This window comes from Mariniphaga sp., assembly GCF_041687215.1.
GTDB lineage: Bacteria > Bacteroidota > Bacteroidia > Bacteroidales > Prolixibacteraceae > Mariniphaga.
In genome coordinates, this window is record NZ_JAWLCI010000060.1 from 1 (window position 1) to 16,141 (window position 16,141).

Consider the following 16,141-nt stretch of genomic DNA (forward strand, 5'->3'; position numbering starts at 1 on the left):
TAGGAAATATTCCTTCGGGGATAGGAAATATCCCCTCGGTAACAGGAACGATTCCCTTTGGGATCATAATGATTCCCTCGGTAACAGGAACGATTCCCTTTGGGATCATAATGATTCCCTCGGTAACAGGAACGATTCCCTCGGTAACAGGAACGATTCCCCTGGTAACAGGAATGATTCCCTTGGGGATTGGAACGATTCCCTCGGTAACAGGAATAATTCCCTTTGGGATCGGAATGATTCCCTCGGGGATAGGAAACATCCTTTCGGGGATGGGAAAGGTTTGGTTAGTGGCAGTGCCGCTGGTATTGCCGTTGGTTTTAACCAACGGAAAAAGGATGCTTTCATCTTTGCAGGGCTTCAGCCACATTTACCTATGAGGCTAAAGCCGGAAGAATTGCACTGCTCAACTTTGCCCCGTCAGCTAAAGCAGACGGCAATGGAAGAAAAGCAGACGGCAATAGATAATCTGTATGGCAGTCCAAACCTTCAGGGTTTAAAAACCTGGAACAAAGCCAGGGAACCGGCCGGTCAACCGCCTGAAAAAGTTTGCCAGAGCGGCACCCGGGTGGAACGCGCCAGAGACGATACAGATAACGTTTTTCGCGACAATCCCGAAAGTAACCGGGAGAATTTGCACAACCGCCACGGAACCGCGGTCCGCGCAGGTTTCAGCACGGGTTTGGGAAGCCGAAAAACAGCGGAAAAACGACCGGTAATTCCACCGGAATGGGAAAGGTATGCGGAGAAGTTGGAAGTTGGAAGCACGAAGATGGAAGACGGAAGACCGAAGACGGAAGTTGGAAGAAGACCAGCGGCAGCGCCGCAAAACCTTTGTAGTATGAGATATTATCTATTTTGGATGAAGGTGCAGCGCACCGAAACATTAACCGGGAATATGGAATGTAAAATCAGGAAGTCGGAAGACGGAAGGCGGAAGACGGAAGACGGAAGACCGAAGACCGAAGTTGGAAGAAGACCAGCGGCAGCGCCGCAAAACCTTTGTAGTATGAGATATTATCTATTTTGGATGAAGGTGCAGCGCACCGAAACATTAAACGGGAAAATGGAATGTAAAATTAGGAAGTTGGAAGTTGGAAGTTGGAAGACGGAAGTTGGAAGTTGGAAGACGGAAGACGGAAGACAGAAGTTGGAAGAAGACCAGCGGCAGCGCCGCGAAACCTTTGTAGTATTAGATGTAATCTATTTTGGATGAAGGTGCAGCGCACCGAAACATTAAACGGAAATATGAAATGTAAAATAAGGAAGTTGGAAGTTGGAAGACGGAAGTTGGAAGTTGGAAGTTGGAAGACGGAAGACGGAAGACGGAAGTTGGAAGTTGGAAGTTGGAAGACGGAAGACGGAAGACAGAAGTTGGAAGAAGACCAGCGGCAGCGCCGCAAAACCTTTGTAGTATGAGATATTATCTATTTTGGATGAAGGTGCAGCGCACCAAAACATTAAACGGGAAAATGGAATGTAAAATCAGGAAGTCGGAAGACGGAAGACCGAAGACGAAAGGAAATTTAGAATAATGAATAAGCAATATCCAATGATGAAGGAAGAATATAGAATAATGAATAACGAATCAGGAAGGAAGATTCTGGTGCTATGCACCTCGGGGTACTATGCGGTTTCTTATTCTACTTACAACTTAAAGTTTGTAACTAATAAAAGATGATGAACAATTAATTAAAATACAATTCTCTTTTTTCTTCCGCCAATTGGCGGAGAGTTAGAGGGGGCTTACAATGAAACAACTGATTTACCATATCATGCGACGAATTCCGGGAATCCTCCTGGCGGTTCTGGCTGTGGCTTCTGCCGTAGCCCAGAAACCGGTGCAGCATATTATTGTAGATCAGTGCGACTCGTATGAGTTCAGCGTGGTGAATATGCCGGGCGACCGCTATACCTGGCACCTGTACACCGAAATGGACTGGGATACCGTAAACTTTGCCACTAACCACGGCAATGTGGACCCAACCCCCTATTTTGAAAACGGAATGTACCAGGGCTCAACAGTGAGGGTTAATTTCCTTGAGGCAGGCCGCTACTTCCTGCGTGTAATGGTTTGGGACGAGGTGGGATGTACCAACAACCTGCTGGTATTCCTTATTGATGTGGAAGAATCAACGCTGGATGCGCAACTGGAAGCAGATGAATTCTGCTACGGCGATCCGGCTGAAATCAGGATAATCCTTACAGGCCGGGGCCCGTGGGATGTAACCTACACTTACGGAGACGGCAGTGCGGTGGTTAACCTGAACGGGATTACCGACGAAATCTATTTTGCACCCATTCCCATGCTTGAACCGGGAACAACTGACTTCTGGGTAATGGAAGTAACCGACGAGTGTACCGTAAAAACCTACACGGTGCCACAGAAAATTGGAGTGGTTATTCATCCAACGCCTGTGAATACAAGAATTTATTTAAAAGATGAGTAAAGTATGGAGAGAACTGATAATTTTGAGAGAGAAAGCGGGAAGACGGAAGACCGAAGACGGAAGTTGGAAGCACGAAGTTGGAAGATGGAAGCGGGAAGACAGGAGAGTGGACAGTCTCAGTTTTCAGTCTCAGGAAACAGTAAGAAGTAAATGGTGAAAAATGAATAATAAAAAGATAATTACAAATGACCGGTGACAGGAGAGTGGACAGTCTCAGTTTTCAGTCTCAGGAAACAGTAAGAAGTAAATAGTGAAAAATGATTAGTAAAAAGATAATTACAAATGACAAGTGACCAATGACCAATGACAAATGACCAGTGACAATTAGATGAAAAGACTGACATACATATTATTGACACTCCTTCTGGTTGCTGCACAGGCAGTGGCGCAGGAGAGCTATGTCATTGATATTGTATGTCAGGATGCTGAGCGCACTTACCGGATTGACGGAGAAGAAGGCTCCACCTGGATATGGAAGCTGCACGATGCCGACAGCGTTCAGATTGAACTGGCCAATGAAACCGGGACCGATTTTACCGGCACCGACAGCTTTGGCAACCCCATCTGGGGCAGTGAAATAATCATCCCCTGGGCGGTGGATACCGGAATGTATTATTTGTCGGTGGAACAAACCAGTTCGTTTGGTTGCATTAATCACGAACTGGGCGAGGTGGAAGTTGTTCCTGATCCGGAGGCTTTTGCGGGTAATCCCATTGTGGCTTGTGCTACCGATAATATTTTCCTGGAAGAGGCCACAGCAGCCAACTATTCAGAGTTGATATGGGTTACTTTTGGTGACGGAACATTCAATGATCCAAATAGAAGGCGCCCCACGTATTTCCCCGGGGAGGGTGATTTGGCTGCCGGAAATGTGACCCTTTCACTCACTGCCATGGGATTGGGCAATGCGGGTTCCTGCGAACCGGCAGTATCAACCATAGACATAACCTTCATAGAAATATTTGCAGAAATTTCACCTTTCTTCGCCGAAGTTTGCGAAGGCACGGCCATTCAGTTGAACGGAAATCCAACGGACAACAGCGAACTTAGTTTTAAACACGAATGGTCGGGCGAGGCTGAAGAAACTGACTGGCTGAATGCCACAGACATTGTTGACCCCGTTTTCAGTGAAAATGCCCCTCCCGGTGTTTATGTGCTTACTTACACCGTTACCAATCAATATGGTTGCGAAGCTACCGACAGGGTGGTTATTACGGTGAATAAAAAACCGCTTCTGGTTATCACCGATCCCGAACCTGTTTGCGAACCGGAAGCAATTGATTTGACCGATGCAGCGGTAACGGCCGGTTCGGATACTGACATTTTGCTGACTTACTGGCTGGATGAAGATGCCACCCAAACGCTGACTAATCCGGATTCTGTTACCATCAGCGGCACCTATTATATAAGAGCAGTGAACAGCTTCGGCTGCTTCGTAATTGAACCCGTGAATGTAATCAGAAACAGCAAACCTATTCTGGTTATTACAGACCCGGACCCGGTATGTGAGCCTGAAACAATAGACTTGACTGATCCAGCGGTTACTGCCGGTTCGGATACTGACATCATGCTGACCTACTGGCTCGATGATGAAGCCACCCAACCTTTAACTAACCCCGACTCTGTTGCCATTGCAGGCATTTATTTTGTCAGGGCAGAAAACGCAGGCGGCTGTTTCGAAGTTAAAGAAGTAAACGTAATCATTCACGAAGAGCCGCTTCTGGTCATCACAAACCCCGACCCCGTATGTGAGCCGGAAGCCATCGATTTGACCGGTGCAGCCATAACTGCAGGTTCTGATTCTGACCTACAATTCAGTTACTGGCTTGACGAAGAGGCAACCCAGCCGCTGAACAATCCGGATTCGGTTACAATCTCCGGCATCTATTACATTGGAGCAACAAACACTTTCGGCTGTTTTGTTATTGAGGAAGTGGATGTAGTCATCTACCCCAGGCCTGTTCTGGTCATTACCGATCCGGAACCTGTTTGTGAACCGAACGCCATCGATCTGACCGTTCCGAATGTAACTGCCGGTTCGGATGCCGACATTTTGCTGACTTACTGGTTGGATGAAGATGCCTCTCAACCACTTTCCAGACCGGATTCTGTTACAACCATCGGCACCTATTATATCAGGGCAGAAAACACCTTCGGATGTTATACCATTGAAGCAGTTAACGCCATCATCGACAGCCAGCCGCTTTTGGTCGTCACCGATCCGGCTCCCGTTTGTGAACCTGAAGCTGTAAATTTGACCGATGCATCAATTACTGCCGGTTCGGATGCCGACATTCAACTTACTTACTGGCTTGACGAAGAAGCAACTCAGCCCCTGACCAGGCCCGATTCAGTTACCGTTACCGGAATCTACTACATAAGAGCAACAAACCTGGGAGGATGTTTTATTACGGAAGAAGTCAATGTAACCATTCATAGCAAACCGGTGCTGGTTATTACAGATCCGGAACCTGTTTGCGAGCCGGAATCAATCGATCTGACTGAAGCCTCTGTAACTGCCGGTTCTGATGCCGACCTTCAATTCACTTACTGGCTAGATGAGGAAGCCACCCAACCGCTTTCCGGGCCGGATTCTGTTACAATCACGGGTACCTATTATATCAGGGCTGAGAACATTTTCGGCTGCTTTGTAATTGAAGCAGTGAATGTAATCAGAGACAGCAAACCGGTTCTGGTCATCATAGATCCGGAACCGGTTTGTGAACCTTTGGCAATAGATTTAACCGATCCATCCGTAACTTCCGGTTCGGATGCCAATCTGCAATTCACCTATTGGCTGAACGAAGCAGCCACCTTGCCGGTAAGCAATCCGGATTCTGTTACAGATCCCGGAATTTATTACATCAGGGCAGAAAACGCTGGAGGCTGCTTTGCGGTTGAAGAAGTAAATGTGATCATTGACAACAGGCCGCTTCTGGTTATCACAGATCCGGCTCCGGTGTGTGAACCGGAAGCAATAGACCTGACCGATGCAGCAATAACTGCCGGTTCGGATGCCAACATTCAACTGACTTACTGGCTGGATGAAGCAGCTACTTTGCCACTATCTGACCCGGATTCTGTAACTTCATCCGGCACCTACTACATTGTTGCAACTAACTTTGGCGGTTGCTTTGTGGTTGAACAGGTCAATGTTGTCATCAACAGAAAACCGTTGCTGGTCATTACGGACCCGGAACCAGTATGTGAACCTGAAACAGTGGATTTGACTGATGCAGCGATAACTGCCGGTTCAGATGCCAATCTTCAACTCACTTACTGGCTTGATGAAGATGCTACTCAGCCATTGTCCGGGCCGGATTCCGTTTTCACTACAGGGACCTATTACATCAGAGCAATAAACTCCAACGGCTGCATTACCGTTGAACAGGTAAACGTAATCAGGGACAGCGAACCGCTTCTGGTCGTTACCGATCCTGACGCTGTGTGTGAACCATTCGCAGCAGATTTAACTGATGCTATGATAACTGCCGGTTCGGATGATGACCTTCAACTGACTTACTGGATGGATGAAGCAGCCACTTTGCCACTGGGCAGTCCTGATTCTGTTACCGTAACCGGAATTTATTACATACGGGCAGAAAACGCTGGTGGCTGCTCTGTGGTAAAAGCAGTGAACGTAACCATTTACGAAGAACCGCTTCTGGTCATCACTGATCCAACTCCGGTTTGCGAGCCCGAAATTATCGATTTGACTGAAGCATTTATAACTGCCGGTTCAGATTCCGACCTTCAGTTGAGTTACTGGCTGGATACGGAAGCAACACAACAACTGGCAAGGCCTGATTCTGTTACCACCGCCGGAATTTATTACATTGGAGCAACCAATTCAGTTGGCTGTTTTATTATTAAAGAGGTGAATGTTGCCATTTACCCAAGGCCGGTTCTGGTCGTTACTGACCCCGATCCTGTTTGCGAACCGGATTCAATAGACTTAACCGATGAATCAGTCACTGCCGGATCAGATGCCGACCTTCTGCTTACTTACTGGCTCGATGAAGCTGCCACACAGCCTTTGACAAAACCCGATTCTGTAACGGTTACCGGCATCTATTATATTAAAGCGGAAAATACATTTGGCTGTTTTGTAATAGAGGAAGTAAACGCCATCATCGACAGCCAACCACTTCTGGTTGTAGCGGATCCGGGTCCTGTGTGTGAACCGGAAGCCATAGATTTGACCGATGCCGTTGTAACTGCCGGTTCAGATGCCGATATTCAACTTTCTTACTGGCTGGACGGGGAAGCCACATTGCCATTAACCAGGCCTGATTCTGTTACATCAACCGGAATCTATTTTATCCGGGGAACAAACCTGGGCGGCTGCTTTATTACAAAAGAAGTAAACGTAACGATTTACAGTAAACCATTGCTGGTTATTACCGATCCGGAGCCTGTTTGTGAGCCGGAAACAGTTGATTTGACAGCAGCTTCCGTCACTGCCGGTTCAGATTCTGATATTCTGCTGTCTTACTGGTTTGATGAAGAAGCTACGAAACCACTGGCCAATCCGGATGCTGTTACAACCACGGGTACTTATTTTATTAGGGCAGAAAATTCATTCGGCTGCTTTGTTGTGGAAGAAGTTAATGTAATTATCGGTCTCGGAAAATTTGATATCGTATTTGAAACGGCATGTGATTCATTTACCTGGCTCGACGGTACAGGAATTACCTATTACAATACCGGGCTTTACGATTTAATTACCATAAATGCAGCAGGTTGTGACGACACATTGCGGCTTGACCTGACCATTATTGAAACAGTTGAAGTTTCCGTTTTAATTGCTGCCGACAGAACAGAGGTTACAGAAGGAGAACAAGTTACATTTACAGCTACACCGGTAAATGGCGGTACAAACCCGGTTTTTGCCTGGTTTGTTAACGATGTTTTGGTTCCGGGAGAATCCTCCGATACATTTACCTACATTCCGGAAGACAAAGATTCGGTTTATGCAACACTTATGTCCGATTTGGTTTGTGCGGCTCCAAAACCTGCTGAATCCAACAAGATACAGATAACAGTAACCGAAGAATCAGGAGTTTTGGTCATCAACCATTTCATTTTACCCATTGACTGTTATGGTGAAAGTACGGGTGGAATTGAATTAACTGTTTCGGGAGGAACAGAACCATATACTTATTTATGGAATACCGGCGCAACTACCAAAGATATTTACGACCTGGATGCAGGCACTTATACCGTAACCGTAACCGACGATGCCGGAGAGAGTGAAACACATACGATAATACTGAGCGAGCCAACTGAACTGAATTTAACGGTTACAAAAGTGGATTTGGGACAGTCAACCGAACCAATTGGCAGCATTAATCTGACTGTTTCCGGAGGAACCGAACCTTATTCTTTTGCATGGTCAGGCCCTGACGGATATACATCCAACAACGAAGACATTAATAATCTGGCAGCAGGTGCTTATACGGTGGTAGTAACTGATGCAAACGGATGCCAGGTATCGCAGGTAATTATTATTGAGGCAGAAAGTCCCAATGTTACCCAGATTTGTCCATCCGATTTAACGTTTGTATGTGTTGGGGAAGAACCTCCAATATTCAGCAGTTATCAGGAATTTGCAGATGCAGGTGGTTTATTTGAAAGCGATTGCGAATTGGATTTAAGCAGCTTCCAGGGTGAGGAAATATCAAGAATTCCTTCATGTCCAACAACCATTATCAGGCGGTACAGCATAGTTGATGTGTGTGGCATTGAAATGGAATGCTATCAGACAATTACTATTGATGATAATATTGACCCGAGATTCCCAATCAATCCATTACCAACTGTGGTGGAATGTATTGATGATGTTCCTCCAAGATTTGCAAATGGCAGTCAGGGATATTCCAATTTTGTTGCAAAGTACGGACCTGCCACCGATAATTGTGGAATTGATAATAACAGCTTCAGGCTTGTTTCTGAAACCATTACAGATGAAGAATGCCCGAAAATAATAACGATTAGAAGAATTTATGAGATTAGAGATCTTTGCGGAAACTTTGCTCGCTTCAATGAACGAATTATAGTGGAAGACAAGACACCTCCGGAAATTACCTGTCCGGATGATATAACCGCGGAAGTTACGCTGGGTGAACTTGAAGCCCTTACCGGCCTGCCCTTATCCACCGAAGAACAGAATATTCCGCTTACGGATGCATGGGCACAGGCTTTGGGAATTTCATACTCAGATAACTGTGCCGTTATTTCACTTACCTGGCAGGATGTGGCTGACGGTAACTGCCCGATTACCATTAAGCGTACCTTCACGGTTTCAGACGGTTGCAATGAAACCAGTTGTGTCCAAACCATTGTGCTCGATTACGAAGTAATTCCTGTTTTTGCACAATTAGGTCCGTTATGCCAATACAGCAAGGCGCCTGCATTGCCGACTGAATCCACCAACGGAATTACAGGTACCTGGATGCCGGATGTTATAAATACAGCGGTATTTGGAACCCAAATTTATACATTTACACCCGATGCCGGACAGTGTGCTGTGGAAGTAACCATGGAAATTGAAATTGTGGATGAAATTGTACCTGAATTTGATCCCATCGGTCCACTTTGTCTGAATGATATCCCACCGGAATTACCGGCTGAATCCACCAACGGCATTACAGGTACCTGGGAACCAGAAGTTATTTCAACTGCAACTGTGGGCATTATTGGCTACACATTCACTCCGGATGAAGGGCAATGCGCTGTCCCCGTAGTCATTCCAATTGAAGTAGTGGATGAAATTGAACCGGTATTTAGCCAAATAGGGCCGTTCTGCCTGAACAGTACTCCGCCTGAACTGCCGTTAACTTCTGACAACAACATTACCGGAACATGGGATCCTGCGGTTATTGAAACCGGAACAACAGGTATTGGCTATTATACTTTTACTCCTGATTCAGGTCAGTGTGCGATTGCAGTAACCATTGAAATTGAAATTACGAATGAAATTGTTCCTGTCTTTGATTTGGTTGATGTGCTTTGCCTGAATGAAATCCCACCGCAATTGCCGTTGGTTTCACTAAATAATATTACTGGAACATGGGTTCCCGATTCAATTGACACTACTGCTCCAGGAAGCAACTTATATTCTTTTATTCCGGAAGAAGGAGAATGCGCAGTTGAGGTAAGTTTCGTTATAGAAATTCTGGACTCAATTGTCCCTCAATTTGACCCCATTGGCCCGATATGTCAGTTCAATACTCCACCGGCACTTCCCGATACTTCGCTGAATGGAATAGCAGGCACCTGGAATCCGGAAACAATTGATACAAGTGTGCCCGGGCCGTTAGTTTTTGTGTTCACGCCGGATGCTTCATACGCGTGTGCCCAAACCTTTGAAATGATCATTTTAATTGACACGCTGATTATACCTCAATTTGATCCGATTGGACCATTATGCCTGAACGAGGATCCGCCCCAATTACCTCCGGCCAACTTTAACGAGGTGAATGGCAGATGGGAGCCAGCCATTATTCGCACCGATTCGGTTGGCGTATTCGAATATGTATTTATTCCTGAGGAGGGAATCCATTGTGCTGCTACCGATACCATATTTATTGAAGTACTGCCGCCGGTTATACCTGAGTTTGATCCAATAGGTCCTCTTTGTATTGGGCAAATCCCACCTCAACTGCCCGAAACTGACAGGAATGGAGTAGTTGGCACCTGGAATGCGGATACGATAGATACCAGTGTTGCCATTAACCTGACTTTTGTTTTCACACCCGACAACACTTATGATTGTGCAGAAAGTATTACCATTTCAGTTACTGTTTCAGAAAATACACCACCGATTGCGCTGAATGACAGCACAGTAACATTGCAAAATGAGACTGTTATGATTGCTGTAACTGACAATGATTCAGATTCGAACAGTGAAATCGATGTTGCTTCGGTTCAAATCATCGATGCTCCGGAAAACGGAACAGCAACTGCCAGTTCGGCAACCGGTGTGGTTACTTACACTCCGGCCCTGGATTTCGTTGGTTTCGACACGCTGAGCTATGTGGTGTTTGACGACGGAATTCCGTGCGAACCGTTAAGCGATACGGCACTGGTTATTTTTGAAGTGAAAGCGCCGAACAATCCGCCGGTAGCTGTGAACGATACGTTTACGGTAATGTGCTTCCCGTTAATTGAATATGTGCTGCCGAATGATTACGATCCGGATGGAGATAATTTCCAGATTATCACCTGGCCAATGGTTGATGTTCAGCATGGTACAGTTAGTATTGAAAGCGATGGTGCTTTTGTTTACATGCCTGATGAAGATTTTGTGGGAATTGATACATTCGTTTACCGCATTTGCGACGATGGCTTCCCGAGTATGTGCGACGAAGCTATGGTTTGGATTAATGTATTGCCATCAGTGGATTGCGACGGATTGCCCGGTGACGAAGATGAAATACCCACTGAATGTTCACTGTTTATACCTGACGGATTCTCACCCAATGGCGACGGGGTACACGATTTCTTCCAGATTTACTGTATTGAAAAATATCCTGAGGCGGTTATGCGAATTTTCGACAGGGGCGGAAATAAATTATTTGAGAAGTTCAATTATGGAAATCTCGACTACTGGGGATCTGATGAAAACGCATGGTGGTGGGGTAATTCCGAGCACCGCTTAACACTTGGCCGGGGCACATTGCCTGCCGGAAACTACCTTTATGTGCTTGAACTGGGTAACGGCGAAGTAAGAACCGGAACAGTGATGGTGGCTTATTAGGGTTTGTTCAATGGAATAAAATCAACCACCTGTTGGGGATATTAAAAATGATTAGGATTAACCACCCCCAGTTGGCCGTCTATAGCCGAACGGCCAACTGACCCCTCCTTGAAAAGGCGGGGAAAGTTCAGAGCAGGGATTTACTATCAGATAAGATTTTGTATTACTTTCTTTTAAACCCGATTTTCCACATTCCCCTGAGTTCGTTCAGGGCATATCCTGTGGCTTTATCTTCCGGATAAAGGGATTGAATTTTTTCCCAGGTTTCCGGGTCAATATCCTGTACCGGCCCGTGGCATTGCAAGCAAGCTGGCATGGCGGTGAGAATCGGTTTGTAATAAGTTATTGTATTCTTGTTTTGAATCAGCGTGTCGTGCAATTCCTCATTTTGCTGAATGCTGGAGAAATAAGCCCAAATTTGTTTGTCGGTTTTTGTTTCCAGATTATTCTCCGGGTTCCGGTTTTTGTTGGTAACGCGCGAAATTTCGCAGTTATATTCAGCGTTCAGGCTGTCCACCAGGCCGGAAGCCTGCAAGTTGCAGAACTCCACAGCATAAAGGCTTCCGCCCTGTTGCATGGCTTTTGATACGTTGGCCAGTAAAACTCCCTGGGTTTGACTGGAGATTTCGTTACCCGATTTTTGGTACCGGGCATAGGTTGCAGAATCAATTTTTTCTGAGGCTTTTTGCCCGCAGGAAAAGAACAGTACGGCAATTAAAACCAGATTCGGTAAAATAAAAAGTCGTTTCATAATGGTTTTTTTTAGTATTCTTTTGTTTACGGTTTCCATGGCCATTTTACGCAGTCTTTAATTTCGGGGAAAAGCACAAAATCGGCCTTTCCTTTCATAGCCAGTGTTTTTACGTTCAGGCCCTTTAATTGTTCGAGTGCTGCCTGCAAAGTTTTTCCCGAAACTGAAACATCGTCAACCAGCAATATTCGTTTACCCTCCAGTTTCCATTCGGGTTTGGCCAGTACTTTGGGTTCTTCGTAACGCGGCGTGTTTTTTTCGTCGCGGTAATTTAACACCATCACCTGCAATTCAGCATTTAAATGAAAAGCAACCATGGTGGCCGGTGGAATTCCTCCGCTTCCAATGCCAATAACTACATCGGTTTCGGGCAATTGCATTTGTTTGAGGCGGTCAGTTATTTCGCGAAATGACAATGGTACCATAATTTTAAATTTTAATGTGCCTGTTCAAATAAAACAGGTAACGCAAGATTAACAGAAATGGTCGTGATTTGCAAATAAAATTTATCCTTCCCAAATGGGTATTTCAATAAAAAAAGTGGAGCCTTCTCCTTCCTCAGTTTCGAACCAAACATGGCCTGAAAAATTTTCCACAATATTTTTTACAATGGCAAGTCCGAGCCCCATTCCGCTTGATTTTGTGGTAAAACTGGGGCTGAACAATTTATCGCGCAGTTCTTCCGAAATGCCCTCGCCGTTGTCGGTTATTGCAATTACAGCCATGTGATCGCGCCGGTTCAGGTTAATTTCTATTTTTCCTTTTTGGTCATCGGGAATCGACTGGATACCGTTTTTTAACAGGTTAATAATGGCTCTTGAAAGCTGGTCGCGATCGGCGTTAACTTCCAAATATTCCAGTCCGTTGGCACGAAATTCAAGCGTAACTTTTTGATTGGTATCAAACAAATCAATCACCTTTTTAAGTTGTTCTGCCAGTTTGAAAACCTGGTTTCGGGCGGTGGGTATTTTGGCAAAGTTCGAGAATTCTGTGGCAATGTTGGAGAGATTGTCAATTTGTTCAATCAGCGTGGAAGTTACCCGTTCAATGTACTTTTCGTAATCTTTGCCTTTCCCCTTAAAACGCTGAAGGTGTTGAATATTCAGTTTCATTGGTGTGAGCGGGTTTTTAATTTCGTGAGCAATCTGTTTGGCCATTTCGCGCCATGCCGACTCCCGTTCAGACCGGGCAAGTAATTCGGCACTAACGGCCAGTTCGTCTACCTTTTTATTGTATTCTTTTACCAGACTGCCAATTTCATCGTTGCGGTTGTAATAAATGGGCTCATTTCGTTTGCCCAGTTCTATTTTGCGCAAATTTTCCTGAATAAGTACCAGTGGGCGGGTAATTTGATTGGCAATAAAAATGGCTACAATAATACTTGCCAGAAACAGCAGCACATAAAGGTTGATAAAAGCTACCACAATAGTTGTAAGTTCCTGGCTGTACCTGTCCTGTTTAATAAAATAGGGCAGGTTTATTACACCAAGGTATTCACCGGTGTTGTTAATTACCGGCTTATATGCTGAAAGATAAGAAAGCAGGCCAATTTCTTCGGGCTGGAAAAAACTAAGCTGAAAATTGTTGAATATTTCATTGTATGCATTGGCATTCATGCGGTCTGAAACAAGCCCCCTGTAGAAAATTTCAGGGCGTGAAGAGGCCAGCAGATGGCCGTCGGTACCAAAAATATTTATGTCGGTTCTGAAAATATTTGACAATTTGGCCAGTTCTCGGTTCAGCCAGTCGATGAGTTCTTCGTTCAGTTCATCCACTTCTTCAAGGCGCATGTCAATTTCTTCGGCAATGGAAATTAGTTTTTCATTCAAATCGTTTTGGTGCTTTTCTTTGTATTCCCTAACGTTGTACCAGATTGTTGCCATGGCAACCATTAGCAGTGACACCAATACGATGGATATAATGGCTGCCTGGATTTTAAATTTCAGATCGAAATTTATGGAACGTTTGCGTATTGACTGATTTCCAATGAGAAGTAAAATCAAAACAGAAAGAAAGTAAAAAACGAAAAGGTAAGGAAAGGAAATCAGGTAATCTATAAAGGTAAAAAGTTCGCGCGACACAATTACGTAATTGTCTTCCCGGGTGTGGTAAATCAGGTGTTCCATCCCATCCCAGCGGTTATATTCAAATTCCTGACCCGAAGACAGGTAAGAATGTACGTAAAAATTGTAATTGTAATCGCCATGACGATCGGTGAGTTCGCCACCGTAATACTTTGCATAACTAAAACGTTTGTAATTTTCCGGTTTAGCCATCGATTTGTCAATAAGCAGTTCAGGAAAACCAATTCCTTCAAAAAGCAGTTCCGAATTCAGTTCTATAAAAATGGAAACGCCTCGTTTCTCAGAAGATAGCGGATAGTGGAGCCAGCCGGTGTAAGAAATCCTTCCGTTCATGTTATCCATAAAATAGAAGTTGGTGCCCGGAATTTTAATGCCCTGCGCCTGTATCATATCTTCGAAAAAATCGAAGCATGGCGCCATCCGTTTATCCATTTCAATGTAAAGACTATCGGCGCCCGAACACTTAAAAAATCTTACATCATACTGCCTGAAATAGCTGTTGAAATAGGTTTCTTCAATATAATCAAGTACAAATTCATTCTCTTCTTCAATAAGAAGTCTGGGAATAACGGAATCTTTTTGTATTGATTTTTGAATTTCTGACAAAAAAACCTCAGCAGCCGGGTCGCGCTCAGCCACAAGGGTAACCGCCATCAATTTTTGTTCATCGCGCTGTTTGGTGGCAATGGTGTTGTAAAAAACAATTAATGAGTAAAGTGATGCAGCCGAAACAAAAATGATAAGATAGCTAAGTGTGAACTTTTGCAGGTAGTTTTTACTAAATAATGTGGCCAGAATAGTGGCTGCAATAAACAGAACAAGCGCTTCAACCGATACCTTTTGTATGGTAATAAATTGTATTACAGCCAAAAAAGTTGCAACCAGCAGTGCAGCCAGCATTAAATGCCCCAACCTGAAATCGTTGCGTATGTTGTCGATAATTTTAATGGTTAAAATGAAAACCGCCAGCAACATCATACCTACTGAAAAAATAGCGAGCACGCTTTGGGGAGTTATTTCAATAATGCGGTTGAGCGAAAAGGATATAGTGGAATTAAAAATTAGTTCCCTGGTGTAAAAATGGATGAGCAGATAAGTGCTGCCTGAAAACAGAAGCAGTAAAAAGGCGATTGCTTTCCGTGGCATAAAAGAATCTTTTTGCAATTCGTCTAAACTGAGATGTTTTCCAAAATGAAACAGCCAAAAAAGGAAAAAAAGTGCCAGTAAAAAGAAATCGCCCAGCGAGGGAAGCCAGCTATTGAGTGCAAAAACCGACGGGCTGAAAAACCTCAATAGAAAAAATACCTTGGGTATATGGAATATTAAATGCAACCAGTAAACCAGAAAAAGGGCAATGGCCAGTCCAAAAAGTTTGAAAGAAAAGGAAGCCCTGGATTCCAGGAATTCGCGCCTGAAATAAATAAGCAAAACAAGAAGTCCGAAAAAATACAGAATGCCCGGGAGATAAAGCTGGCGTGTGGTGCACAGGTACATTCCCTGCGGTTTTATATTAAAAAGGTAATCTCCTTCAGAATTGTGAACAGCATACAGTGCATCGGATTTGTTTACCTCAATTTCAAATTCATCAGGGAGTTTATAGTCTTTTAAAAACCTGTTTTTAAGGTATTTATTTTCGTATTGGTATTTATATTTAATCAGGTGAAGACCAATAATGTCGAACTCATTAATTTGCTTGTAATGAGCGAGGTAAAAACCATTTGGTAGCTGAATTAATTTTTCCTTTTCAGCAAAATCGCTTATTTTATCATAAAAAGCAAGCGAACGGTCAGACCAGTAAACCAGGTTTTCGCTTTGGTAAACTAAAAAACCATAGCCGCTTTCTTCCAGGAGACGGCTGCTCAAATGGAGACTTCCGGTAAAATTTCCATCAAAATTTTCTTGTTGAGCAAGAGCGGCAATGTCGTTCAGCCGCAATTTGAGTTCTTTTTCGTGCTGATGAAGTTGTTTCTGAAAATCTTCAATTAAATGAGTTTCGGGGTGCTGCCGAAGCAGTCCGTTTTCAATTATTGCCGCCGCTGCAAAAAAACAAAGGGCAAAAATGAGGAAACTGTATTTATTTATTTTCCAAAACACA

At 44.3% G+C, this 16,141-nt stretch carries 9 protein-coding genes; 5 read left to right on the forward strand and 4 right to left on the reverse strand.

Features of this window, described 5'->3' with window-relative positions; all coding sequences use genetic code 11:
• Window positions 1-370: hypothetical protein (locus tag ACESMA_RS17150; protein WP_372950086.1), on the reverse strand; the 370-nt coding region annotated here is incomplete at its 3' end.
• 69 nt (window positions 371-439) lie between these two features.
• Between ACESMA_RS17150 and ACESMA_RS17155 the strand changes: the two genes are divergently transcribed.
• From ACESMA_RS17155 to ACESMA_RS17175, 5 genes are all read left to right on the forward strand, one after another.
• Entirely contained in the window at window positions 440-1,216 is a 777-nt protein-coding gene (locus ACESMA_RS17155; RefSeq protein WP_372950087.1) for a hypothetical protein, read from the forward strand.
• Window positions 1,213-1,419 carry a hypothetical protein gene (locus ACESMA_RS17160; RefSeq protein WP_372950088.1) on the forward strand — a complete coding sequence of 69 codons (207 nt, stop codon included), beginning with the start codon at window positions 1,213-1,215 and terminating at the stop codon, window positions 1,417-1,419. Before ACESMA_RS17155 ends, ACESMA_RS17160 begins: the two co-directional genes overlap by 4 nt.
• 332 nt (window positions 1,420-1,751) lie before the next feature.
• Window positions 1,752-2,450, forward strand: a complete 699-nt coding sequence (locus ACESMA_RS17165) for a hypothetical protein (protein ID WP_372950089.1) — start codon at window positions 1,752-1,754, stop codon at window positions 2,448-2,450.
• The gene (locus ACESMA_RS17170; RefSeq protein ID WP_372950090.1) at window positions 2,443-2,607 is read left to right on the forward strand and encodes a hypothetical protein; all 165 of its coding nucleotides are present in this window, start codon (window positions 2,443-2,445) and stop codon (window positions 2,605-2,607) included. Before ACESMA_RS17165 ends, ACESMA_RS17170 begins: the two co-directional genes overlap by 8 nt.
• 171 nt (window positions 2,608-2,778) lie before the next feature.
• Window positions 2,779-11,211 carry an Ig-like domain-containing protein gene (locus ACESMA_RS17175; RefSeq protein WP_372950091.1) on the forward strand — a complete coding sequence of 2,811 codons (8,433 nt, stop codon included), beginning with the start codon at window positions 2,779-2,781 and terminating at the stop codon, window positions 11,209-11,211.
• A 163-nt stretch (window positions 11,212-11,374) separates the two neighbouring features.
• On the opposite strand, the gene ACESMA_RS17180 is transcribed toward ACESMA_RS17175, so the two are convergent.
• From ACESMA_RS17180 to ACESMA_RS17190, 3 genes are all read right to left on the reverse strand, one after another.
• Window positions 11,375-11,962, reverse strand: a complete 588-nt coding sequence (locus ACESMA_RS17180) for a DUF3365 domain-containing protein (RefSeq protein ID WP_372950092.1) — start codon at window positions 11,960-11,962, stop codon at window positions 11,375-11,377.
• A 26-nt stretch (window positions 11,963-11,988) separates the two neighbouring features.
• Window positions 11,989-12,387, reverse strand: a complete 399-nt coding sequence (locus ACESMA_RS17185) for a phosphoribosyltransferase (RefSeq protein ID WP_372950093.1) — start codon at window positions 12,385-12,387, stop codon at window positions 11,989-11,991.
• A gap of 81 nt (window positions 12,388-12,468) precedes the next feature.
• Window positions 12,469-16,140 (reverse strand): ATP-binding protein, encoded by a 3,672-nt coding sequence (locus ACESMA_RS17190; protein ID WP_372950094.1) that lies wholly within the window; start codon window positions 16,138-16,140, stop codon window positions 12,469-12,471.
• Window position 16,141 lies beyond the last annotated feature (1 nt).